Origin of the sequence: Photobacterium piscicola (genome assembly GCF_900166965.1) — a bacterium.
Classification (GTDB): domain Bacteria; phylum Pseudomonadota; class Gammaproteobacteria; order Enterobacterales; family Vibrionaceae; genus Photobacterium; species Photobacterium piscicola.
Window position 1 is genome coordinate 198,360 of the sequence record NZ_FUZI01000004.1, and the last position, 25,562, is coordinate 223,921.

A 25,562-nucleotide genomic window follows, 5' to 3' on the forward strand; every position below is an offset into this window, starting at 1 on the left:
GTATTTGTGACTTTTCAGAACTAAAACTGGCTTTTAAGCCAGTTTTACTCTTGCTATGAATATGCTCAAATATGCCAACTATCCCTATAGGTGCTCACCCTTGATCATGGTGATATTGGCATTATATTGCGTCAGGAAAGACTATGAATAATCAGAAACGGGTTCAAATATTAGAACGATTACAAGCCGAAAACCCACACCCACAAACTGAGCTACATTGGACGACACCGTTTGAGTTGTTAATTTCAGTTTTACTGTCAGCACAAGCAACAGATGTTAGTGTCAATAAAGCAATGGATAAGCTTTACCCTATCGCTAATACACCCCAAGCTATTTTTGATCTTGGTGTTGATGGCGTAAAACAATATATAAAAACCATTGGTTTATTTAATTCTAAAGCTGAAAACGTCATCAAAACATGCCGTATTCTATTAGATAAACATAATGGAGAAATTCCTGAAAATCGCGAAGCATTAGAAGCCTTACCGGGAGTGGGGCGTAAAACAGCAAATGTCGTCCTTAACACAGCATTTGGTTGGCCGACTATTGCAGTTGATACTCATATTTTTCGAGTCTGTAATCGCACCAAGTTCGCTATTGGAAAAAATGTTGAAGAAGTAGAACAAAAGCTACTAAAAGTGGTGCCTGCTGCATTTAAAGTCGATGTCCACCACTGGCTTATTTTACAGGGCCGTTATACCTGTGTTGCACGCAAGCCCCGTTGTGGTAGCTGTATTATTGAAGACCTTTGTGAATATAAAGATAAAATTGACATTTAAAAGTCGACATTTGAACATCATAGCGCTATAAAAAAAGGAGCATCAATATGCTCCTTTTTTGTTATTCATCACTGTTTAATTACAATGGTTGACAGTCTTTAGTAAAGCCATTTTGTTGACGTTTAGCCGCTAACTCTGCCGCCCCTTTATCAAGCGTATCAAATAACTTTTCACGCTGTTGAGGTGACATTTTTTTACCGCCCGCATCTAACGATTGTTGTAATTCTACTTCCGCTTTTTGCTTGTCGCCTTGAAGATAACTGTCTTGTGCTAGTGCAATATAAGCCATGCTTCGCGCTAAAGGTTGCCCTTCATGACCTAACGCTTGTAATTCCGTGGCTGCACCTGATTGACATAATTGTTGATTTTTTATTGCTTCAGCAACCGGTTTTAAATTGGCTTTAACAACTTTTTTTACGGTTTCTTTAGTCGTCACAGGAGCTGTTTTTTCAACACTCGTTGTGTATGTTTTAATTCCAATAATGGCCGCAATAATAATCACGATACCAATGAGTAGACGCTTCTTCATACCCAAGTCCTTATATGATAATTAACACCACTATCATAAAATATATTCAAGTAAGCAATGTCAACGCTAGATTAACATTGCACAAGAGCGTCTTATGCTTCACTTCTACCTAATGAAATCACCACTCGGCGATTTTGATTACGGCCAACAGGAGTCGAATTATCAGCAATCGGTCGTCTTTTTCCATATGCTTCCACCTGAATTCTATTTTCAGGTAAACCTAGCCCTTTAAAATAACTTTCAATTTTTGCAGCGCGCTGTTCTGATAAACGTTGCCCTTCAACGGTACCAAGAGCAGCATCGCTATACGCAGCCACCAGCACTAAATCAATATCATCGGAATAACGAACATAATCAGCAATTTGTGCCAATCGTTTTTGCGACATATTATCCAGCTTATCACTGTCATTATTATAATGCAGAATAGTGAAGGCAATATCATCAAAGCTAAATGGCATTAAGTTATTTAAACAATGACTAAAATCTTGATATGACTTATTAAAATTCACCGCAGACAAACCAACTTCCAATTGTCGTTGCTGCTGTACGGGCCATGTTTTATAACTAAATGTTGGATTACGCCCATCTTCTAATTCCGCTAACATTTGCCACGCAGTATTTCCGCCAATATACCCATCAAATTGTTTAAAAAACTTCAAATTTGTCATCGCATAAGCCGCATCACCCGGCATCCATGACGGTGGCATCGATGTAAGCTTAACATTACGCGTCGCCCCCAATTGACGATTCATTTTTAACTCAAAATGAAGATTCATTTGTTTGCTAGAACGTGCCGAAAATTGCGCACTACCATAACCCGGAATATCATGATTTAGACGACATTCTAAGGGAGTATCAACAATCACTTGCCATTGTGATTGGCTAGGTTGCGCTAAATAATTTTTAGCCATGGCTGCTGGCATAAAGAAAAAAACACTCATGATCAATCCAATTCGCAGCCAAGGTGTTAATAATTCAATTAAATTCATTTCATAACCAAATTAGAAGAAAATAATACAGCAACAATGACAACAGTATGCCTCTATATCGGCACCCATGACGTGAGCTTTAGCCTTGTCTTACTGTATAGAAATATCAATGCATTCAATTCGAGAACGATCGCGAACAGCAATGAAATTAAGCTATTAATCTGCCATAATACCTGATTCTATTATTTTGACAGCAGTGCTATGAGCCAAGATAACCAATTCAATACCCTAAAAAGTCGCTTTCGCGGCTACTTTCCTGTCGTCATTGACGTTGAAACTGCAGGTTTTAATTCAAAAACTGATGCCTTATTAGAAATTTGTGCTGTCACTCTACAAATGGATGAAGATGGTTGGTTAAAACCTGCAACAACCCTTCATTTCCATGTTGCACCTTTTGAGGGCGCGATTTTACATAAAGAAGCCTTAGAATTTAATGGTATTCGCGACCCATTTAGCCCATTACGTGGTGCAGTATCAGAAGAAGTGGCACTGAAAGAAATTTATAAGCAAATCAGAAAAGAACAAAAACACACTGATTGCACACGAGCGATCATGGTGGCGCATAACGCAACGTTTGATCATAGTTTTGTAATGGCGGCATCAGAGCGCGCAAAACTAAAACGTAATCCATTCCATCCTTTTGCGACCTTTGATACTGCGGCGCTAAGTGGTTTAGCATATGGACAAACAGTGCTAGCTAAAGCTTGTCAAACTGCAGAAATTCCATTTGATAACCGTGAAGCACACTCAGCGTTATACGATACCGAACGCACCGCTGAACTGTTTTGTAAAATAGTCAATAAATGGAAACAATTAGGTGGGTGGCCGCTATGCACTCCCACAGAAGAGCCATCAGTAGAGTAAATCTCAATCATTCAGCAGCTCTTGATTAAGCCCATCTTAGTATGGGTTTTTTTATGCCCCGCAACACTCCATCACTAGTTACCTTCACACCTTTCATTGAAAATAATCATCAAAATTAATAATTAGCTCGCATAATTTAACAAATATACAACATTACTCTTATACTAAATCTGTAATGCGTTTTGTTTTTCCTCATGGATGAATAAAAAATGAAATAATGATCGTTGAGAGGCAGAATAATGTCCGTAAATATACGTTATATTTCCCTTGCTCTTTGTAGCAGTCTTACCGCCACCTCCGCCTTTGCTGCGGGGTTTCAAGTATCAGAACAATCAGCATCAGGTTTAGGCCGAGCCTTTGCTGGAGAAGCCGCCATCGCCGATAATCCAGCGGTTATTTCTCGAAACCCTGCTGCAATGACGCACTTTGAAACAATGGCGGTTTCAGTCGTCGGCAGTATTGTTGCACCAGATATTGATATTACCGCCCATGACGCTCCCAATGGTGTCCAAACTGCTAAAAATGTTGCACCAATGGCTTTTGTACCTGCTAGTTACTTTGTGATGCCCATCAATGATCGTCTCTCTTGGGGGGTCGCTTTATTTTCAGGTTATGGCGTAACCACCGATTACCCTGCTGATTTTTATGATGGCACTTCAGCGGGAAAAACCTCATTAGTTGCCATTAATTTAAACCCCAGTGTCGCTTATAAAGTCACCGAGCAATTAAGCCTTGGCGTGGGAGTCAATGCCGTTTATGCCTCAGCTGAACTCTACCGTCACTATGGTCAGAATGCGTTGCCTTTTTATCCTGCAATTAAGCCCAGTGATAAAACAATCAACATGGAAGGTGATACTTGGAGTTGGGGCTGGAATATCGGTGCATTTTATGAGGTAAACGACAATAATCGTTTTGGTATTGCTTATCGTTCTAAAGTCGATCTCGATTTTAAAGGCGATTTTACTGACTACTCTGGACTTGTGCTTGGCAGTAGCAATAGAGGTAACACCATCAAAGGCAAACTGCCCGTCGTACTTCCCGCAACCGCTGAGTTATCAGGCTTTCATCAACTCAACCATCAAATAGCGATTCATTACAGCCTGTTTTGGACCCAATGGAGCAGCTTTAAAGAGTTACGTGCCACTAATTCACAATGTAACTTTGGCGGCCAAATGCCCGGGGTGTGTTTATTAAAAGATGAAGATTACAAAGATGCATTCCGATGGGCGATTGGCACGACTTATACTCTACATCCCAACGTAACGTTACGGGCTGGGTTTGCCTATGACGAACAAGGCGGCAAAGCCACACTCAGTATTCCTGATACCGATCGTTTTTGGTACTCGGCCGGCGCAACTTATCACTATAACTCTCAATTAAGCATTGATGTTGGTTTTAGCTACGTCTATGGCAAAGAGAGTGATTTTATTGAAAATAACGACCGTTTTACGGCCAGCAGCGTTGCTTATATTGGTGCAGCACAACTTAACTACGCCTTTTAGCCCCCATGGATAACAACATTTAATAAGGGAATATATGAATAAGTATATTTTAACGATACTGACAACAAGTTTAGGGTTAATCGGTTGTGGTGGTGATAGCAAGATTGAAGGAGCACCCACCCTTGATCCCACTATTACCGAGAGTGTAAACGCAGCCACTAAAATTAATTTTGATTTAATCAGCGATCCACAAAACCCTATTCTCGTTCAACCGACGTATTTATTAATGGATAGCCGTGATGGCACCTTAAATACCGAAGCCGCAGCCGTCGATCCAAATAATAGTAGTGATCCATTAGTCGCCATGGGACAAACGGATGGTTGGAGTACGAGTCAACCGCTACAATTGCAATTCGTCGGTGTGGATCTTGATACAACAACCTTAAATAATAGTTTTTATTTAATTGAATCAATTAATCCGACCAATGATGCCGACACAACAACGCCAATAAAACTCACTCAAGCTAACGGCGACTTTGCACTCTCTGCATCAGGCACCACTTTAACGGTAGTGCTATTAAAACCATTAAAACCAGCCCATAATTATATGTTTGCTGTCACCAATGATCTGCAAGACAGTAATGGTGACAAGGTTGGTATGAGCAACACTTATGCAGTATTAAAAGCGCAAGCAACAGCTCCCACTCCAGCCTTAATTCCCGCTCAAACAATCACGCACAAAACAGAAACCGAGTTTGAAAAAATAGGCGTCAATAAAGACAGCATTATTTTCTCCAGTTGGTTCACCACCGCCGCTGTTGGCGATGTATTGTTTAGTGTTAAAGCAGCCACAGCACTTGCCATTCAACAAGGAGCAAACACAGTATGGAAAGGTAGTGCTGTTGCCGATAACGTGACAACCTCTGATTTACGTAACCTATTTAGCTTCTCTAACCTCACTGACACAAAAACACAGACGCCAGCTGGAAAAGGAGAAATTTACACAGGTACCGTTGCATTGCCCTATTTTTTAAATAATAGCGCCGACAACTTTGCAACCACACCTTGGCAGAGCGGTATGCCAAGCATCGCCATTATCAGCTCAGTACTCGCCAGCGGAAGTGATGCTGATAAAGCCACAATTATTGCGCAATTGGCAACACTTAATATCACCTCAGCAGATATTGCAGCCGCGGCAGATCCTCAAGTTCAAAGCAAACTCTTGGTTGCATTAGCGGGGGCTACGCTGACTTTATCGAATGGTGAACAACTTGATCCACAGCGCCTGATCACCCGTTTTAGTCCATTACCAAAATTACAATCAGTACAATATATTGATTACACTTTAATTTTACCCACAGCCGCCAAGTGTGACGATATAGGGAAAAATAGCACCACTATTTATTTACATGGTATTACCAGCCACAGAGGCACAGTAATCGCACTTGCCGACAATATTATTAATGATCATTGTCAGGCTATTTTTGCGATTGACCATCCTCTACATGGAAGCCGCACTATTGATGGTGTTCCCGGCAGTGCCAGTGATGGTCATCCTGAATATTATTTAAATTTATCAGCACTTACCGTCGCCCGTGATAATTTACGCCAAAGCACTACGGATATTATTAATTTACGAGCAACCATTGGCAAAATCCTAACAACAATTATTGAAGGTGACAGTTCTACAATCAATAAATTAGGACATTTAAAAACCTTAAATCCAACCCAAGGCATCACTTTCATTGGCCACTCTTTAGGTGCCATTACCGGGGTTAGTGTCGCAAATATTGCTAATCGTAGCCTAGGATCACCACCAATAGATGCCGCTTACTTTAATATCAATGCACTTGCATTCGCCAATCCTGGCGGCGAAATTCCTTATCTACTGCTGAATTCAGGTAGCTTTGGTGATTTTGTTAAAGGTAACTTAATGCTCAGTAGCAATGCTGAATTTAAAGCGTTTTGTGACCAACAATCATTAACGGCTGCGGCGTGTTTTAATGCTTATCAAACACAGTTAATATCACAAGGCGATCCCACATCACTCGCCACATTAGCCGCTATTTATACCACCTTTAACCGCTTTGCTTATGCTGCTCAAACTGTATTAGATACCATAGATCCCACCAATCATGCGCCACAAGTTAGTTCAAATACGGCATTATATTTAGCACAAGTAAAAGATGATGCGACAATTCCTAATATGACACCACTAGGGGCAACCGTTGAGGAGACGGATATCTTACAGCCCTATTCTCCTTTTACGGGCACGACCCCTTTAATTGCCGGACTTAACCTCACAGTAACCAATCAATCCATTACTGATCAGTTAATTCAAGCTGCGGTATTATTTAATCAAGGTGGTCATTCGTCATTACTCGATCCAACCCTAAGCCCTGCAGTCACACAAGAAATGCAACAGGAGATAGCGTCATTTGTAAATACAATGGGTAAAAACATCACCATTAACGATAAAAGTGTAATTACGGCAGTACCTTAAAATTTTATTTGGTAAAACTAACCATAATAAAAGCGGGTTAAATACTCGCTTTTTTTTATCATATAAAACAATATGATATTTTCATATGACCGTTGTTAGATATAAATATCAGCATAAAATTAGTGCTCGACAAATGCTGAAAATCAAGCACACTGTGAGATATGAGATCAAAGTCTCATATATAACAATTAAATCGCGTGTTGCAGTGATTATCACTGACAAACAAACGAAGTAATAATGCAAACAACGGATGGAACTCACGTTTTATGAACCCTGTAATTATCGCCGTATGCATCATGCTGGTACTCGCTTTAATGCGTGTCAATGTCGTGGTTGCGCTTACATTTAGTGCCATTATTGGTGGCCTCATCGGAGGATTATCCCTTACCGATGCTATTTCTGCCTTTGAAGGTGGTTTAGGCGGAGGAGCAACAACAGCCCTAAGTTATGCCATGCTAGGTGCTTTTGCCGTCGCTATTTCACGATCAGGCATTACCGATGTCCTTGCTCAAAAAGTGATTAAGCACATTAGTGGCCATGAAAATATCGCCGCCGCTACTGGTGTGAAATATAGCGTTCTTATCATTTTAGTGTTACTTGCCATTTCTTCTCAGAACGTTATTCCAGTCCATATAGCCTTTATTCCGATTGTTATTCCACCGCTATTGCATGTATTTGCCAAACTTAAACTTGATCGACGCTTAATTGCCTGTGTTTTAACGTTTGGTTTAGTCACGCCTTATATGGTACTTCCTATTGGTTTTGGCGGTATTTTTCTAAATAATATTCTGCTGAAAAATTTACATGATAACGGGTTAGATGTTGTAGCAAGCCAAGTGCCCATTGCCATGATATTGCCCGCTTGTGGCATGTTATTTGGTTTATTAACCGCTATTTTTGTAAGCTACCGTAAACCACGTGAATACTCAGTAGAAAAAATTCTTGCCAGTGAGCCAGAGAAAAAAGTCATTGATATGCGCCATGTTTATATTGCTGTTGGTGCTATTTTTGCCGCATTAGGTGCACAACTTTATAGTGGTTCAATGATTGTCGGGGGTTTAGTTGGCTTTATGGTGTTTACCTTTACTGGTGTTATCAAGTGGAAAGAAACCCACGATGTATTCACTAAAGGTGTCCATATGATGGCAATGATCGGTTTTATTATGATTGCAGCGGCAGGTTTTGCGGCAGTAATGAAAGCGACAGGTGGCGTTGAAACCTTAGTTAACTCATTAGAAGGTGTTATTGGCAATAACAAACCACTGGCAGCATTGTTAATGCTTGTGGTGGGTTTATTGGTCACTATGGGTATTGGCTCATCGTTCTCTACCATTCCAATTCTAGCGACAATCTATGTTCCTTTATGTTTGTCTTTTGGTTTCTCACCAATGGCAACGATTGCTATCGTAGGTACTGCAGCAGCACTTGGTGATGCAGGCTCTCCAGCTTCTGATTCAACCTTAGGTCCAACATCGGGTTTGAATGCCGATGGACAGCATGACCATATTTGGGATTCTGTCGTACCGACCTTTATTCACTACAACTTGCCACTGATAGCCTTTGGTTGGATAGCATCAATGATACTGTAGTGATCCAATACTAAGTATTAAATACAAAAAAACCGCCATAATAGTTGGCGGTTTTTTTATCAGTGCAAAACAACACACTTAACAAACTAACTTATTCAGCCGCTTGTGCATCACGACGTGCAGCAGACTCTTTAATTAGTGTTTGTAATTCACCTTTTTGGAACATTTCCAAAATGATGTCACAACCACCAATTAGCTCACCGTCAATCCATAATTGTGGGAATGTTGGCCACTGTGCGTAAACAGGTAGTTCAGCACGAATATCAGGGTTTTGAAGAATATCTACAAACGCAAATTTTTCACCACAGTTCATTAACGCTTGTGATGCTTGTGATGAGAAGCCACAGCTTGGTAATTTTGGAGAGCCTTTCATGTACAACAAAATAGCGTTATCTGCGATTTGTTGCTTAATTTTATCGATAGTTTCCATAGCTTCCTCGTACAAATTTAATAATCATTTATTATAAACCCTACCATTCTACTTGGTTATCGTCACCAATAAAAATACTTTCAAATTATGTTTCGGTTCTCTTTTCAATAATAAAGCGTAATCTTAGTTATATTGATATCTATTAAGTGGTTATTGACCTTACCAATAACGAGGTATAGGGTATTTTTTTAAGCATAATGCTTTTAATAAACTAAAAACTTGCTAAAATAAAACGGTCAGATTCAAATAATAAGTAGGCGCCAACGTCTACTAGAAGTAATGTCGTGGGCATTAAGCCCAATAACTAAAATTAAAATGGAGAATTGAGCAATGGCATTTGAACTACCAGCTCTACCGTACGCTATCAACGCTCTTGAGCCACATATCTCTCAAGAAACGCTAGAATACCACTACGGTAAACACCACAACACTTACGTTGTTAAGCTAAACGGTCTTGTTGAAGGTACTGACCTTGCTGAAAAATCTCTTGAAGAAATCGTACAGACTTCTACTGGTGGTGTTTTCAACAACGCAGCTCAAGTATGGAACCATACATTCTACTGGCATTGCCTAAGTCCAAATGGCGGCGGCGAGCCAACTGGCGAATTAGCAGATGCTATTGTTAAAGCATTTGGTTCTTTCGCAGAATTCAAAGCTAAATTCACAGATTCAGCAATCAACAACTTTGGTTCAGGCTGGACATGGTTAGTTAAAACTGAAGATGGCGCATTAGAAATCGTTAACACGTCAAACGCAGGTTGCCCTATTGCAGAAGAAGGTCTGAAAATGACACCACTTCTAACTGTTGATGTTTGGGAGCATGCTTACTACATCGATTACCGTAATCTACGTCCAAGCTACATGGACGCATTCTGGGCATTAGTTAACTGGGATTTCGCAGCTAAAAATCTAGCAGCTTAATTTACAGTAATGCAAAGACTAAAAACCCGCCTATTTTAAGCGGGTTTTTTATTATTTTAATTTATTATAACAACTAAGCTTTAGCGGCTAACAAAATTCGTAATGTACGTCGTAATGGCTCAGCAGCGCCCCAAAGCAACTGATCACCCACCGTAAATGCATTTAAATAATCATCACCCATTGCAAGTTTACGCAAACGACCCACAGGCACTGATAATGTCCCTGTTACTTTTGCAGGGCTCAATTCTTGCACCGTAATATCACGCTCATTTGGAATCACTTTAACCCAATCATTATGGGATGCAATGATAGCTTCCACTTCATCAAGCGGTACATTTTTCTTAAGCTTTAATGTTAATGCTTGGCTATGACAACGCATTGCGCCAATACGCACACACGTACCATCAATCGGAATCGGGCTATCTTGAAGACCTAAAATTTTATTGGTCTCAACCGATGCTTTCCACTCTTCTTTGCTTTGACCATTATCACGCTTAACATCAATCCATGGAATCAATGAACCCGCTAATGGCGCACCAAATTGTTGAGCTGGAAAATCTGCCGCACGCAGTGTTTGCGCAACTTTACGATCAATATCTAAAATTGACGACGCTGGATTCGCTAACTCACTAGCAACGGAATCATTAACCACACCCATTTGGCTGATTAACTCACGCATATTCTTGGCACCAGCACCCGATGCAGCTTGATAAGTCTGTGATGTCATCCACTCAACCAATCCCGCTTTATATAAGCCACCCACAGCCATTAGCATCAAACTAACCGTACAATTGCCGCCAACATAAGTATTAATACCACTATGAATACCTTGTTGAATCTGATCAAAGTTAACCGGATCTAATGTAATGATTGAGTCAGGCTGCATCCGTAATGTTGATGCCGCATCAATCCAATAGCCTTTCCAACCGGCTTGACGTAATGCGGGATACACTTTCTCTGTATAACTACCACCTTGGCAGGTAATCACCACATCAAGTCGCTTTAACGCTTCAAGATCAAACGCATCTTGTAATACACCAGCATCTTTTCCAAAATTAGGCGCCGCTAAACCCACTTGTGATGTAGTAAAAAAGACCGGATCAATAACCGCAAAGTCACCTTCCTCGACCATGCGCTGCATTAATACAGAGCCAACCATGCCACGCCAACCCACTAAACCTACTGTCATCATTTGCAACTACACTCCCTGTTGTATTGAAATTTCTTTATCCATCTATAGAGATTTACATGATTAAAAACAAGTATAATTTTCAATTATAAATAAAATATATCTGTGTTTAAGATAAGCATATTTTACTGTTTTCTTATCATTTGAGTTTCTTATTAGTCATATTAGGTTTTATTATCAGCAATAAAAAATCAAAAAAACGCATAAAAACCAACCGTAATTAACCTAAAAACAAGCTTTTATGTATATTTAAAGAGCTTATTCCTAACTTATGCAATCAACTTAATAAAAAGTGACTATTGTCATATCTTTGAAAAAAATGCCTTTCCCTGATAATCTTCAGCGCTGTGATTAAGTAGCTAGATAGTTCATAACCCTTATAGTTAATAGCTTTTTATACTTTATCTCTCGCTTTTTGTGCGATTTTTATAGATACACTACGACTTTATAATAAACATAAAACACAACATAAGAACCATCAATTAACACTAAAAGAACAACTAAAGTCAGTGTTTTACTAAAGATCGGCACCAAAAAGACTTAGATCACAGAAAGAAACATTATTTATCACGATGATAAATCAATTTGATAGAGTAGCGCCGATTCAAGCGCCGTCTTTTTCAATCCGATTTAAAAACCAATGATAAATAGTATTGATTGGTTGGGTTGGACCCAATTTCAACAAGCTCGATAAAACAAGGTTAGAAGTATGGAAAAACAGACAATCGTGAAACTACCGTCAGTAATGCAAGTCATTATTGCCCTCGGTATTTTCCTTGCCCTTGCATTCTCTTTTACCTCAAAATTGAATTTGCCAATCCAACTAGCATTATATATTGGTTGGTTTGTGATTATTGCATTAGGTATTAAACTCGGACACGATTACAAATCGTTAGAAAAAGCAGCCACTAAGGGCATCGCTAACGGTTTAGGTGCAGTATTAATATTACTAGCCGTTGGCTCGTTAGTAGGTACTTGGATTGCTGGTGGTATTGTGCCAACCATTATCTATTACGGACTTGAAGCGATTCACCCTTCCATTTTCTTGCTAGCGACAATGATCATTTGTTCATTGACGGCATTAGCAACAGGTACATCTTGGGGCGCAGCAGGTACCGCGGGTATTGCAATGATGGGTATTGGCCAAGGCTTAGGTATTCCCGCACCAATGACTGCGGGTGCCGTACTTTCTGGCTGCTATTTTGGTGATAAAATGTCACCACTATCAGATTCAGTGATCCTGGCCTCTTCAATGTCTAACGTTGAGATCATGGAACACATCAAAGGCATGTTACCTATTGCACTGATCAGCTATATCATCACTGGCATTCTATTTACCGCGGTAGGTTTTCACTACGCAGGTAGTGTTGATATGTCACAAGTTGATTCTGTGATTGCAGCGATGGATAAACAATTTGTTATTTCACCATTATCCTTTATTCCAGTCATTATCGTGTTGGTGCTGTTAGCGTTCCGTTTACCGTCTTTCCCTGTTATTTCATTTGGTTCACTGCTAGGTATTGCATGGGCTGTTATGGTTCAGGGTATGGATCCGCTTAAAGCGATTAATGCAGCTTGGGCGCCATTCTCTATCAGTTCTGGGGTTGAATTTATTGACGCAATCCTAAACCGTGGCGGCATGTCATCCATGCTTGGTTCTGTGGCTGTTATTATCTTTGGCTTAGGTTTTGGTGGCTTACTTGATAAAGTTGGCGTACTACAAACAATTGCCCGTTTATTTGAACGTAAAGTAAATTCAGCAGGCAGTCTTGCAGTATCAACCATTGCAACGGCTTTCCTCGGTAACGTCTTTGGTTCTGCAATGTACGTATCATTAATTCTAACGCCAAAGATTTGTGCTAAGAACTATGACCGTTTAGGTTACCAACGTAAGAACTTATCACGTAATGCTGAATTTGGTGGCACACTTACCTCCGGCATGGTGCCTTGGAGTGATAATGGTATCTACATGGCGAGTATTTTAGGTGTCGCTACCTTCTCTTACGCGCCATTCATGTGGTTAAGCTTTGTGTGTATTATTGTGACGATTGTGACGTCTTACATGGGCTGGTTTGTGGATCGCTGTCCACCAGCAAGTGCAGAGCAATTAGCTGAAGATGACGAAGATGAATTAATGACAGTGAAGCGTTTAACGTCATAAGCTGCATTGCATCATCACAATAACATTAACGCACCTCTTTTATAGGTGCGTTTTTTTTATTAAAACAAAGATAGAAAACCACACTTCCCAGCCAATAAATCATCGTACAACCAATTGATACCTAAAAGGTATTTATTTAAAACCCCCTTCTATTCCGTATTCCTCCCAGTCGCAACACTCCCCGTTATTGACCCAACAGTCAGCACCTTTATAGAGCCAGTTCACAAATATAAGAACCACATTTCATCAAACTTACTTTTCAATCCAACACCTTGACCCTAGTCAATATTTCAAATTCATTTTTAATGAAAATACCGTTATTACCGAATTAACCACTAAATACAACATTTGAAAACGTAGCCATAAAAATAATTATCGGTGTTTATTTGGTAAACCATTTTTTATTTTACGTTTTATAAGGATATATCTATGAGTAACAACGCAATAGAAGGTCGTAAAGTTACCATTGGCAGTTATATTGCCCTCGCTTTTGCCGTCATTTTCTTTTCAGGAGCATTACAATCTAATCAATGGTATGGCGTATTTGACTTCACAACCTTAAATGGCTCATTTGGTAATGTGGTTTATTCAGTTAACGATACTGCAGAAGGCGTGGAAGCGGCTTCAACATCATTTAGAGGTAAAGGTGGTAGCGGTGCGCGTGATGGCTTTATTTTTGCGTTAACGTTAATTCCAACAGTGATGTTTGCTTTAGGTATGATCAATGTACTTGAGCATTACGGTGCGCTCGATGCTGCTCGTAAATTATTAACCCCTCTACTACGTCCATTAATGGGTATTCCGGGTAACTCAGGTTTGGCTTTAATTGCCTCACTACAAAGTACTGATGCTGGCGCAGCGATGACTCGTCAATTACAGGATGAGGGTCACTTAACCAAACGAGAAACAGATATTTTTACCATGTTCCAGTTTTCTGCTGGTGCCGCGATTGTTAACTTCTTCTCATCAGGGGCAGTGCTATTTACCTTAACCACAGCATCAGGTGAACCCGCTGTTACTTCTTCTATCGGCCTTGCGGTTGCGATTATGTTTATCTTCAAATTTGTGGGTGCGAATATTTTCCGTATCTACTTAAACATCACTGAAGGCAAAGACAACAAAGATACTAAACCAACAACAGTAAGCACGGAGAACGCATAATGACGACTGCAAAAAAACCTATGGTTACTGATATTTTTGTTGAAGGCGCTAAAAAAGGCTGGGTAATTGCAACCACTTCAACAGTGCCTAACGTATTAATGGCGTTCGTGATCATCAAAGCGCTGCAAATCACCGGCGCACTAGAAGTAATGGGAACATTATTCTCACCTATCATGGCTATTTTTGGTCTTCCTGGTGAAGCGGCGGCGGTATTGATAGGCGCATGGATGTCAATGGGCGGCGCAGTAGGTGTGGTTATTACCTTATTTGACCAAGGTATTTTAAATGGCGAGCACATTGCGATTCTTGCTCCTGCTATTTATTTGATGGGCTCACAGGTGCAATACATGGGCCGAATTATGGGACCAATTCGTACCGAAGGTCGCTATATTCCAATCATGATTGCCATTTCGGTATTAAATGCCTTTGCTGCAATGTTTGTGATGAACGTTTTAGTGTAATTGCTGAGCGCACTGAAGCCATTTAATCTTTAGTGCGTTTTCTCTCTTTTATTACCGATAAGCCATCAATGGCTCGGAGCCTTTACTATGTCTTTTTCTCTGAATAATTATCTCGAAGAGCTACGCCCTCTTATTAATATTGATTGCGGTACATTAACCGTTGATGGTATCGATGTGGTTGCAACCATCATGGCGCAAAAATACCTTGATTTAGGTTGGCATGTTAAACGCATTGATTGTGGTATTGCAGGTACTGGCTTAGAAGTACGTAATAAGCCTGACGCTGATCATATTGATGTGATGTTAATTGGCCATATGGATACCGTCTTCCCAGCAGGCACTGCTGCCGCTCGCCCAATGACCCACGATGATGAGCGCGCTTATGGCCCTGGTGTCTCTGACATGAAATCTGGCTTGTTAAGTGTGGTTTATGCCTTACGTGATCTCGATCCTACTGCACTTGATGCATTATCAATTTGTGTGTGCATGAACCCAGATGAAGAAATTGGTTCACTACACTCAGAAGCATGGCTCAAGAGCGTTGCTATTAACGCTAACCATGTTTTAGTTGCAGAAGCTGCACGTGCTGATGGTTCATTGGTTAAAGCGCGTAAAGGCATGGCGCGTTATCGTTTAAGTTTCCACGGTAAAGCAGCGCACGCAGGTAATGAACCTCAAAATGGTCGCAGTGCAATCACTGAAATGGCACATTGGATTCTAGCCATTAACACCATGACCAATTTTGAGTCAGGCACAACCTTAAACGCTGGCGTTGTCAGTGGTGGCGCTGGCGCGAACATTGTGCCAGATTTCGCAGAAGTGGTGGTTGATGTTCGTTTCTGGGATAACGATGAGTATGCGGCGGTTGATGCTCAAATTCGTACACTAACAGAAACACCGTTTGTTGATGGGGTTACGATTACAGTTGAGCGAGAAGCACACAAACCATCAATGGTGCCAAGCCCACAAACTGAAGTGTTAATGGCGCAAGTGGAAGCGGTCGGTAAAGAGCTAGGCATTGATATTACGTGGCAAGCAGTTGGTGGTGGTTCTGATGCTAACCTAACCGCAGTCTTAGGTATTCCAACCTTAGATGGTTTAGGTCCAATTGGTGCAGGTTTCCACAGTGCAGATGAATGGTTAGATTTGGCTTCAATTGAGCCACGTATTCGCTTATTGCAGCAAGTACTTGTGAAAATTGCGCAACAATAACCTATAAAAAAACATTAAAAAAGGCTGCATTTCTGCAGCCTTTTTTCTTTGTAAATAATCCACATTGGCATGATTTACAAAGAGGTACAATCTTTTCAGTTGTTAGGTTAAATCAATATCGGTTCAACAAAATCAATATGGATTTAACTCGTTTTTGCGATAATATCGGCTTTTGCGGCTGACATTTGGACACTACGTAAATTGTCTAACTTAAAGTGTATAGCCCTAAATGGGTGACGCCAAAAATAATGTGGATAACTCCAACGTAAAACGTGGATCATCTGAAGACGCTTGGCAGATTGATAGCAATGCCCAATACAATGCATACAACTTGGCTTTTCTTCGCCAAGACGACAACCTGTTACTCTCTCCTCAACATACTCGATAAGACTTTCACATTCAGAGCACATTACTGCTCCACGGTGCAACGTTTTACAATATAGGCGAATCATCGCTTTCACTGTATTCAGTTCACGCTGCGAACGAACTGAATGATTGTTAATAACTATCATAGTTGTGCCATTATCCATCCATCCCCTGCAGTGCCAATGATAAAAATCAAATTTATGCAAAAATCAGAACCTAATGGGCAAAAATCATAACCAAAATTAGACCGATGGTTATTTATTAAACTTTAATACATTGTTCGAATAAATTGCGAACAATGTACAAATATAAAAAAACATCATCGATGTTCAAGATTGACGCTTTAAATAGCAAAAAACCACTGTGATATATGCAAATATTAGTGAGTGCATACTTCACAGTGGCTTTATTTATTACTAACAGTGCTGCATAACAGTCGTTATTAATTATCGCTATTTAAACGACGTAATAACTGATCTTTCAAATTAGGCGGCGTGCCTTTGATGGTTAATGTATCGGTTTCTGCATCATAAAAAATACGTTCACCTAATAACATACTGTCAAAGTTAAGCGTCATACCACCGCCTGAGCCAACAAATTTGGTCAATTTACGCATTGCAGTACGATCGGCAGGGAAACTTTCTTCTAACTCGTAACCTTGCTTTGAAGTAAAATCGTAAAAATTAGTACCATCATCTGCCGCAGGTAACTCACCGGATAGCTCTTTTACGGTAACTTCATCACCCGCTTGCAGCTGACCATTACAGTAATCATAAACTTGTTTACGATATTGCTGCTTTTCTTCTTTATCTAGACGAGAATCCGCACAAAAATCCTCTACCGCTTGCATCAAGACTTGGTTTTGAACTTTAACGTCTAAACCTACTTCTGCTTGCATAAAATCAAGGAAGAAATCAGCGATCTTACGCCCTACGCGACCTTTAGCAAAAGTAAGATAGCGGGTTGATTCTGGGTTAGTTTCCCATGATGACAAATCAATACGTGCAACGATATCCATCTTATTAATATCAAGATAGTCAGTCGCACTGATACCTAATTGATCAGTGACTTTCATGCTATGACACGTCGGTAACATACCAATAAACAAATAGTCTGTTGCCAATGACTGGTATTCAGCCATCACTAAAGTACCCGCTTCAGAAAACGGATATTTCGCTAATTCAACCTGTAAACGTTGCACTGATTGATTTGAAAACGTCAGGAAATCTAACTCTCCTTGACGAAATTGTTTCAACCAATGAGCAAACTCACTATCAGCAGCAAAATGCGCGAAGCCTTTTGTTCCTTTGCTACTATAAATTCGATGTAATTCAGCAACAAGATCTTCTGTCGCAGAATCATTATCAAGGGTTTGATTTCTAAGATGAATTTCTAAATCATCTTGGTCGTTTTTTACTAATTGATGTAGAATGACGTTCGAAAGTGTAAGACTCATAATGGAAAAGGTTTTCAGGAAAACTGAACTCTAGGTTATCATAAGTCGTTATCCTAAACATTAAACAAGATTTCTTATGCCAATCACTTCAAAATATAGCACTAAAAAAGTTGAACAAATCATTGATGACGTGTTCGATGTTCTAGACAAACATAAAACATCACCAGAATTAGCCCTAATGGTTGTAGGTGATATTGCTACTAACATTATCAATGCCAATGTACCTGTTGCACAACGTGAAGTTCTTGCACAAAAATTTGCAAAAGCACTACAGGCCTCAATTAAAAAAGATTAAGTTTAGCTTGAGAGTTAAACATAGCATTGAAGACTGAGAAGAATTGACATTTATGGTCGCCAGCACATACAAAGACAAAGTTTCCCAGCTAATTAGTTGGGGACACTGGTTTAGCTTTTTCAATATCATCGCTGCCATGCTATTGGGCACGCGTTATATTATTTATTCAGAATGGCCGACAACAACGATCGGACAACTGTATCTAGGATTAAGCTGGATCGGGCATTTTGGTTTCCTTGTCTTTGGTATTTATATACTGATCCTCTTTCCTGCAAGTTTTCTTATTCCCTCACAGCGTTTAATGCGTGTGTTTGCGGTATTAGTTTCAACGGTAGGATTGACCGCATTACTGCTTGATACCTATGCTTATCAAAGTGTCGACTTACATTTAAGTCCGCTGGTATGGGATTTGTTATTAAGCGGTGAAAAAACAGAGCTAAATACGCGCTGGCAATACCTATTTATTGTCGTTCCAGTCATATTCCTGATCGAGATGATATTCTCAGAATGGATTTGGCGTAAACTTAGAAAGCTAACCCGTAAAAACGTCGGTGGCCCCATTGCCATCATGTTCGGTCTATGCTTTCTAAGTAGCCACATTATTTATATCTGGGCGGATGCTAACCTTTACCGTCCAGTCACAATGCAACGTTCAAATTTCCCACTGTCATACCCAATGACAGCGAAAACGTTCATGGAAAAACATGGCCTTTTAGATCGCCAAGAATATGTTAAACGCCAAGCACAACAAGGCATTAATAACAGTGAAATGATGCGTTATCCAATCGATAAAATTAATTTCATCGATAAAGGTACCAAGCAAAACTTACTGATTATTATGGTCGATAGTTTACGCAGTGACATGGTTAATACCACAACAATGCCTAATCTAACGGCTTTTGCTGATAACAATATTAACTATACTGATAACTACAGTACCAGTAATAATAATAGCGGCGTATTTGGCTTACTTTATGGTTTACCAAGTGGTTATGCCAACAGTATTCGTGCAGAAGGCAAATCACCACTGCTGCTTGATACGCTACAAAATCGTGGTTATCACTTTGGTCTATTCAGTGGTGAAGGGTTTGAACAACCTATTTATCGCGATGCTATTTTCTCTAAAACTCAGCTTGCAACTATAGATAACCTTGATAATGGAAAGCGCACGCCAAGTGATCGTTTAGCCTTTAATGATTGGCACCGTTGGCTAGAGAAGCAAAAAGCTGATGAGCCGTGGTTTAGTCTGCTTGAATTAACTTCAGTTGATCAATATGAAGAAAGTAGTGATTATCAAACTAAATTTACGCCATCTTTAGGCAGTAATTTACTTCATGATAAAAAAGTAGATTCTAATGTATTACTTAAAAATAGCTACCGTAACGCGGCTTATCATATTGATACGATTTTAGGTAAAGTGTTTGCGCAATTAAAAGCACAATCAATGTTAGATAATACTATCGTGGTTGTTACCTCAAACCATGGTACTGAGTTTAATGAAACAGGTAATAATACTTGGGGCTCTGATAGCAATTACAGCCAATATCAGATCAAAGTACCAATGATCATTCATTGGCCACTGCACCCACCTCAAGTTGTTACCCGTCCAACCAGTAACCTTGATTTAGTGCCAACCTTGATGGAGTCACTGTTTAATGTGGCGTCTAATCCATCAAATTACAGCTCAGGTATCAGCCTGTTTGATAATAACAGTGATCGTCGTTGGATATTAGCGGGTGATAATAATGATATTGTGGTGATTCAAAAAGGCACCACCACTGTTGTCGATAAATACGGTAACTATCGTGTTTATAATGATAATTATCAGCTAATGGATCAGGATAAACCTAAACTATCGACACTGATGCAAGTTATGCATGAGTTAAAACGGTTTTATATTCCTAATGACCTTAATAATTAACATTATATAACACTAAAAAAGCAGCTTTCGAGCTGCTTTTTTTATACGATTAGCGGCAGTAGTTAGAGATAATCCGTTCGATTATCCGCGTAACAATGTTCAAATCCATCTTGCCAGCCATTACGGTATTTTAATATTGTTGCCATTCGTTCAGGATCACGTCGAAAACCATCAAGATACGTATTACCCGCAACTGAACGGCTATAACAACCATCCTGATACCCATCAAGATAGGCTCGTTCAAACCCCAACTCAGCTAACTGCTGATGACGGCTACTACTGCAACCATTTAATACACTCAAGCTTATAATACTTATCATATTTATCAATAATAGCCGCTTCATCTCGTTAACCTTTTACTTATATAAGTATCCAATAACGTTAATAACAACATTCATTATTTTTTAATATTATATTTTTACTAGCATGGCTTAAAAATAGATAGTAACGGCTGATTTAGTTGTAATATAAATAAGAATAAGTGTGACAAAAGGATGAATTAGATCTCACTTTTTAGTGTAAAACAGAATATATCGCTAACTTGTGGCATATATCCTGCTAATTTCGCAGATAATAGTTAACAATAACACCGTCACTCACTAACTGACTCATGGAATAGAGTATTAATGAACGCGCAGATTTCATCTTTCTATCAAACAGTTACTAAACAATGCAGTAATGCTCATAGCCTTAGAACTATTTGTGAATTAGTCTGCCGTAATCTTATTCAAAGTTTTTCAATTAATCATCTGCAACTTATTATTAAATCAAATAACGAGTGGAAATTATTATTAGAGCTAAACAGTAAAGGTATACAATATTATTTTCCACCAACAATAATACCGACAGCAAATGAATATTATTATAAAAACATTCATTACTATGCTAATAAAACTGAAGCATCAATTGATATATTTAAAAATTATCGTTATATATTAGTTCCATTAAAATACCATGCAAAGATTATTGGTCATTTAACTATTGCAGCACCATTAACCTCAACACTACAACCGAAACACCTCACGATATTAACCGCATTATTAGCCACAGAAATTACCGCTGGCTTAATAAAGCAAACGACAAAAAGCCATAGTCTCAGCCGTAAACACGCTGAAAAAGAATTACTTTCAAGTAAAGAACAACAACAATCATTATTAAACTACCTACAGGGTATGCATGAAATTTCTTTTCAATTATGGCGTAGTAACATAATGAAAGACATGCTGTTTATTGCTGTTGATGAAGGAAAAAAACGACTTAATATCGATAGAATGGCGATTTTTCTATTTGATGAACAACAAAAAATGCACGGTACTTTCGGCACTGATATTCAAGGGAATACTGTCGATGAGTTTTATTTTCATTCCGATATTCCTAATCAATGGTTTGCATCTAAGACATTAAAAGATAAAGAATATATCGCATTTCAAGAAAACACCCCACTCTACCATGATTTACAACAAATTGGCTTTGGTTGGAGTGCTTATATTGCGCTATGGGATGAAGATACGCCTATCGGATGGATTGCTTGTGATAATTTACTTACAGGACAACCATTGCGTAATTATCACCATCAATTGTTGAAACAATATGGTTTTATTGTTTCACAACATATTTTACGACTACAAGCAGCAGATACACTTATCAAGCTCAATCATGATCTCGAACAACGAGTACAAAGCCGAACCAAAGCGCTCAATAAAGCCAATGAACAGCTGCAGAAATTATCTAGAATTGATGCACTTACAAATATTGCTAATCGCCGAGTCTATGATGAAACGGTAATGACTGAATGGCGTCGAGCAAATAGGCTCGGTTTACCACTATCATTACTCATCTTAGATATTGATAATTTCAAAACTTATAACGATAAACTCGGTCATGCCGCTGGTGATCAATGCTTAAAAACTATTGCCGCGGTGCTGTCTAAAGTTGAACGTCGAGCTGGAACGTTATTTGCCCGTTATGGTGGCGAAGAGTTTGTACTGTTATTACCAGGACAAGACCAACAAGCCGCGGTCAATAATGCGCAACGCTTACTTAATGCAATGCATAAAATAGCGTTGCCATTTCCATGTCTTGAATTAAATAATAACGTTCCAGCTATTGTCACAATCAGTATTGGTGTCAGTACTATTATTCCATCGCAAACAACAACCTATGATGCATTTTTCAAACATGTTGATACCGCACTATATCAAGCAAAAGCCGAAGGGAAAGATTGCTTCAGAGTGCTATCACCTACTTTATAAACAAACATTAACAATAAAAAATTATCGAATAACAATAATTTTTTATTGCAAAGCATTTTATTGTGCCATATTCTAGCTTCATCAACTGAATGAGGAACAATCATATGTCAAAAATTCAACAACAAAGTCGCAGAGTAAAAATCCTATTCCAGCTATTTTTTATTCTAACGCCAATTTTAGTCTGTTATTTTTGGTTAACAGTAGCAACACCTTATGACTTTTTAAGAAATACCGGCATAGTACAAACATCTTTTGATATTAATCAGCTAACAGAAACACCATTAACATTGACCACCCGTTTACTCGCGCTCGTAACAAGCTTAATTTACTGTTCGATTATTATGTATGCCTTAAAAATTCTTATTCGGTTATTTGGTAACTATGAAAACAAACACATCTTTACTTTAGAAAATGCCAACTGCTATCAAAAGCTTGGTTATAGTGTATTTTATTGGGTCGGCGGTTCACTTTTTTACCAACCATTAATGACGTTAATACTAACCTTTAATAATCCTCCCAATCACCGCATGATTATGATTAGCTTTGTAGGTATCGATTTTTTAACCCTATTAATAGGCGCTATTATTGTTATAATTTCATGGGTTATGAAAGAAGGCTATCACCTCGCCGATGAACAAAATTACACAATTTAAGAGTTTATTATGACTATTGTTATTAATTTAGATGTAATAATGGCGAAACGAAAAATACGGTTAAAAACATTAGCGCAAGCAATGGATATGACAGAAGCTAATTTATCAATACTAAAAAATGGTAAAGCAAAAGCTGTTCGATTTTCGACACTTGATAAACTTTGCGAACAACTTGATTGCCAGCCAGCAGATATTCTTGAATTTCAAAAAAACGATGATAATTAGCGTTTCGTTTATGGCGATAACTATTTTTAAAAAATATAAATAACAAAAAAGCAGCATGTTGATGCTGCTTTTTTGTAAGCTATCAGTCAGTAATTAAATCATCCACTACGATTTACGCTTTGGTGCAGCCTTAGGTTTGGCCGACGTCGATTTTTTGGCATAACTGCGTTTTTTAGCACGAGGCTTAAATTCAGGTGAAGTCAACGAACGTAAACTTGGTGGCACATCACTCACTTTTACCTGCTCCATTAAGGTTGTTACTTGTTGTTCTAATGCAGCCATAAATGGTTGATATGCACATTTTCTATCTGCCATATCATGCAGTTGATGCTCCCAATGCGCAGTCATATCAGGATATGTTGATGTATCGGGTAAAGCGTAAATTAAACCTTTCCCCGCCTCAGAAGCATGAATAGCTTTACCTTGGCGCTGCAATAACTGGCGTTTAAACAACATTTCTAAAATACCTGCTCGCGTTGCTTCGGTACCTAAACCATCAGTATCACGCAGGATTTTCTTTAATGAAGCATCAGATACAAACCGCGCAATACCCGTCATCGCTTGTAATAATGTCGCTTCGGTAAATGCTTTTGGTGGCTCGGTCATCTTATCTTTGATTTCACCATCATGGCAGACCAATACCGTACCTTTATCTAGGGGTGGCACCTTATCGGCTAAATCACTGTCTTCTTTTTTATCATCACGCCCTAATAGCGCTCGCCAACCTGGTGACATTAACTGACGACCTTTAGCAATAAAGAGCCCATTAGCAATAGTGAATACTAACTTAGCATCAGCATATTCAGCTGCTGGATAAAATTGCATTAAGTACTGGCGAGCAATTAATTGATATATTTTCGCTTCATAACCCGTTAATACTGATGAAGATTTAGGGGTAGGAATAATCGCATGGTGAGCATCCACTTTTTTGTCATTCCATGCTTTTGATTTTAATGCTGTATTCGCATTATCCACTGCAGAAGCTAACTGATTATCCGTTGTCGCAATCGCACGACACACATCATTCGCTTGTTTCAAATGATCCAATGGTAGATGGCGACTGTCAGAACGAGGGTAAGTGATCACTTTATGTTTTTCATATAATGACTGACAAGTCGATAATACATCAGTCGCACTCATGCCAAACCGTTTCGCCGCATCAATCTGTAACGCGGATAATGAGTATGGTAACGGTGGCGCTTGTTTAGTTTGCTTACGCTCAGATTCGGTTACTTCTGCAGCTTGGCCTTTAATCCGTGCCACCACGTTTTCACATAACTTACGATTAAGCACTCGCCCTTCTGAATCTTGGTGAGGTTCACATGATTTACTTGGCTGCCACTTGGCATAAATCGTTTGTTCACCGTAAGTGATTAATGCCAATACTTCATAAAACGGTTTGGCGACAAAATTAGCAATCTCATCATCACGTCGAACAACCAGCCCTAAGATCGGTGTTTGCACTCGACCGACCGATAATACGCCGCGATAACCGCCCTTTTGCCCCAACAAAGTATAAGCACGGGTCATATTCATGCCATATAACCAATCAGCACGCGAACGTGCAAGGGCTGAAACTGATAACGGAATAAAATCACGGTTACTGCGCATTGTGGCTAAAGCTTTTTTAACTGCTGCTGGGTTTAAATCTGAAATAAGCAGTCGTTGTGCCGCTTCTTTTTTGGTTTTGGATATTTTGACGTAATCAATCACTTCATCCACCAGCAACTGTCCTTCTCGATCGGGATCGCCAGCATGTACCACTGCAGTTGCTGTTTTCGCCAATTTTTTGATCACCGCTAATTGTTGCTTAGCGGCTTTTCGAGGAATTAATTGCCATTGCTGAGGCACAATCGGCAAGTCTTCCAAGTGCCACTTTTTATAGCGTTCATCATAAGCATCAGGCTCGACTTGTTCTAATAAATGCCCAATACACCAAGTGACAATATCGCCATTCCCTACTTCAATATAGCCGGTATTATTTTTATGAGGGCGAGGTAATACAGCAGCGATTGCTCGGCCTAAGCTTGGTTTTTCAGCTATATATAAGCAACTCATGGGGATCTTTATCTGAAAGGATTAATAGTAAGACTGTACCGAAAATGGATGCTAACAGCAACATAACACTGGATATTAAACCAGTAGTTATCTGTTTGTTTTTTGC

The 25,562-nt window shown here is 39.2% G+C and carries 23 protein-coding genes; 15 read left to right on the forward strand and 8 right to left on the reverse strand.

Going from position 1 to position 25,562, the window contains the following annotated elements; all coding sequences use genetic code 11:
* The first annotated feature begins 143 nt into the window (after positions 1–143).
* Positions 144–779, forward strand: coding sequence for an endonuclease III (gene nth, locus CZ809_RS12305; protein ID WP_080157928.1), 636 nt, complete (start codon positions 144–146; stop codon positions 777–779).
* Positions 780–858: 79 nt separating this feature from the next.
* On the opposite strand, the gene CZ809_RS12310 is transcribed toward nth, so the two are convergent.
* Positions 859–1,308, reverse strand: a complete 450-nt coding sequence (locus tag CZ809_RS12310) for a hypothetical protein (RefSeq protein ID WP_080157929.1) — start codon at positions 1,306–1,308, stop codon at positions 859–861.
* A 92-nt stretch (positions 1,309–1,400) separates the two neighbouring features.
* Entirely contained in the window at positions 1,401–2,297 is an 897-nt protein-coding gene (motY, locus tag CZ809_RS12315) for a flagellar protein MotY (RefSeq protein ID WP_080157930.1), read from the reverse strand.
* Positions 2,298–2,498: 201 nt separating this feature from the next.
* On the opposite strand from motY, the gene rnt reads away from it, so the two are divergent.
* From rnt to CZ809_RS12335, 4 genes are all read left to right on the forward strand, one after another.
* Positions 2,499–3,161 carry a ribonuclease T gene (gene rnt / locus CZ809_RS12320; protein ID WP_080157931.1) on the forward strand — a complete coding sequence of 221 codons (663 nt, stop codon included), beginning with the start codon at positions 2,499–2,501 and terminating at the stop codon, positions 3,159–3,161.
* A gap of 239 nt (positions 3,162–3,400) precedes the next feature.
* Positions 3,401–4,663, forward strand: coding sequence for an outer membrane protein transport protein (locus CZ809_RS12325; RefSeq protein WP_080157932.1), 1,263 nt, complete (start codon positions 3,401–3,403; stop codon positions 4,661–4,663).
* A 34-nt stretch (positions 4,664–4,697) separates the two neighbouring features.
* Positions 4,698–7,106, forward strand: a complete 2,409-nt coding sequence (locus CZ809_RS12330) for a VolA/Pla-1 family phospholipase (RefSeq protein WP_080157933.1) — start codon at positions 4,698–4,700, stop codon at positions 7,104–7,106.
* 266 nt (positions 7,107–7,372) lie between these two features.
* Positions 7,373–8,695 carry a Na+/H+ antiporter family protein gene (locus tag CZ809_RS12335; protein WP_080157934.1) on the forward strand — a complete coding sequence of 441 codons (1,323 nt, stop codon included), beginning with the start codon at positions 7,373–7,375 and terminating at the stop codon, positions 8,693–8,695.
* A gap of 91 nt (positions 8,696–8,786) precedes the next feature.
* On the opposite strand, the gene CZ809_RS12340 is transcribed toward CZ809_RS12335, so the two are convergent.
* Entirely contained in the window at positions 8,787–9,125 is a 339-nt protein-coding gene (locus tag CZ809_RS12340; protein ID WP_080157935.1) for a Grx4 family monothiol glutaredoxin, read from the reverse strand.
* A gap of 330 nt (positions 9,126–9,455) precedes the next feature.
* Here CZ809_RS12340 and sodB point away from each other — a divergent pair, with 330 nt between their 5' ends.
* Positions 9,456–10,046 carry a superoxide dismutase [Fe] gene (gene sodB, locus CZ809_RS12345; protein WP_080157936.1) on the forward strand — a complete coding sequence of 197 codons (591 nt, stop codon included), beginning with the start codon at positions 9,456–9,458 and terminating at the stop codon, positions 10,044–10,046.
* Between the two features lie 73 nt (positions 10,047–10,119).
* On the opposite strand, the gene asd is transcribed toward sodB, so the two are convergent.
* Positions 10,120–11,235: an aspartate-semialdehyde dehydrogenase gene (asd, locus tag CZ809_RS12350; protein ID WP_144396193.1), complete on the reverse strand. Its 1,116-nt coding sequence runs from the start codon at positions 11,233–11,235 to the stop codon at positions 10,120–10,122.
* Between the two features lie 709 nt (positions 11,236–11,944).
* Here asd and nhaC point away from each other — a divergent pair.
* The 4 genes from nhaC (at position 11,945) to CZ809_RS12370 (ending at position 16,230) form a co-directional block, all read left to right on the forward strand.
* Positions 11,945–13,396, forward strand: coding sequence for a Na+/H+ antiporter NhaC (nhaC, locus tag CZ809_RS12355; RefSeq protein WP_080157938.1), 1,452 nt, complete (start codon positions 11,945–11,947; stop codon positions 13,394–13,396).
* 429 nt (positions 13,397–13,825) lie between these two features.
* Positions 13,826–14,557, forward strand: a complete 732-nt coding sequence (locus CZ809_RS12360; RefSeq protein ID WP_080157939.1) for a nucleoside recognition domain-containing protein — start codon at positions 13,826–13,828, stop codon at positions 14,555–14,557.
* Positions 14,557–15,018, forward strand: coding sequence for a YjiG family protein (locus tag CZ809_RS12365; RefSeq protein ID WP_080157940.1), 462 nt, complete (start codon positions 14,557–14,559; stop codon positions 15,016–15,018). Before CZ809_RS12360 ends, CZ809_RS12365 begins: the two co-directional genes overlap by 1 nt.
* Positions 15,019–15,105: 87 nt before the next feature.
* Positions 15,106–16,230 (forward strand): M20 family metallopeptidase, encoded by a 1,125-nt coding sequence (locus CZ809_RS12370; RefSeq protein ID WP_080157941.1) that lies wholly within the window; start codon positions 15,106–15,108, stop codon positions 16,228–16,230.
* Positions 16,231–16,373: 143 nt separating this feature from the next.
* Here CZ809_RS12370 and CZ809_RS12375 read toward each other — a convergent pair whose 3' ends face one another.
* Positions 16,374–16,742 (reverse strand): nitrous oxide-stimulated promoter family protein, encoded by a 369-nt coding sequence (locus tag CZ809_RS12375; protein WP_080158162.1) that lies wholly within the window; start codon positions 16,740–16,742, stop codon positions 16,374–16,376.
* Between the two features lie 296 nt (positions 16,743–17,038).
* On the reverse strand, positions 17,039–18,052 hold the full coding sequence (gene yejK, locus CZ809_RS12380) for a nucleoid-associated protein YejK (protein ID WP_080157942.1): 1,014 nt from the start codon (positions 18,050–18,052) through the stop codon (positions 17,039–17,041).
* 76 nt (positions 18,053–18,128) lie between these two features.
* On the opposite strand from yejK, the gene CZ809_RS12385 reads away from it, so the two are divergent.
* Together CZ809_RS12385 and CZ809_RS12390 are read left to right on the forward strand one after the other, a co-directional pair.
* Positions 18,129–18,347, forward strand: a complete 219-nt coding sequence (locus tag CZ809_RS12385; protein WP_045027757.1) for a YejL family protein — start codon at positions 18,129–18,131, stop codon at positions 18,345–18,347.
* Positions 18,348–18,399: 52 nt separating this feature from the next.
* Positions 18,400–20,268 (forward strand): DUF3413 domain-containing protein, encoded by a 1,869-nt coding sequence (locus tag CZ809_RS12390; protein ID WP_080157943.1) that lies wholly within the window; start codon positions 18,400–18,402, stop codon positions 20,266–20,268.
* 62 nt (positions 20,269–20,330) lie between these two features.
* Here the strand turns inward: CZ809_RS12390 and CZ809_RS12395 are convergent, their stop codons facing one another.
* Positions 20,331–20,588: a hypothetical protein gene (locus CZ809_RS12395; protein WP_235865934.1), complete on the reverse strand. Its 258-nt coding sequence runs from the start codon at positions 20,586–20,588 to the stop codon at positions 20,331–20,333.
* 306 nt (positions 20,589–20,894) lie between these two features.
* Between CZ809_RS12395 and CZ809_RS12400 the strand changes: the two genes are divergently transcribed.
* From CZ809_RS12400 to CZ809_RS12410, 3 genes are all read left to right on the forward strand, one after another.
* Positions 20,895–22,520: a GGDEF domain-containing protein gene (locus CZ809_RS12400; protein WP_080157945.1), complete on the forward strand. Its 1,626-nt coding sequence runs from the start codon at positions 20,895–20,897 to the stop codon at positions 22,518–22,520.
* A 104-nt stretch (positions 22,521–22,624) separates the two neighbouring features.
* Positions 22,625–23,173: a DUF2975 domain-containing protein gene (locus tag CZ809_RS12405; RefSeq protein WP_080157946.1), complete on the forward strand. Its 549-nt coding sequence runs from the start codon at positions 22,625–22,627 to the stop codon at positions 23,171–23,173.
* Between the two features lie 9 nt (positions 23,174–23,182).
* Positions 23,183–23,398 carry a helix-turn-helix domain-containing protein gene (locus tag CZ809_RS12410; RefSeq protein ID WP_065168142.1) on the forward strand — a complete coding sequence of 72 codons (216 nt, stop codon included), beginning with the start codon at positions 23,183–23,185 and terminating at the stop codon, positions 23,396–23,398.
* A 105-nt stretch (positions 23,399–23,503) separates the two neighbouring features.
* Here CZ809_RS12410 and CZ809_RS12415 read toward each other — a convergent pair whose 3' ends face one another.
* Positions 23,504–25,456 carry a DNA topoisomerase III gene (locus CZ809_RS12415; protein WP_080157947.1) on the reverse strand — a complete coding sequence of 651 codons (1,953 nt, stop codon included), beginning with the start codon at positions 25,454–25,456 and terminating at the stop codon, positions 23,504–23,506.
* Positions 25,457–25,562 lie beyond the last annotated feature (106 nt).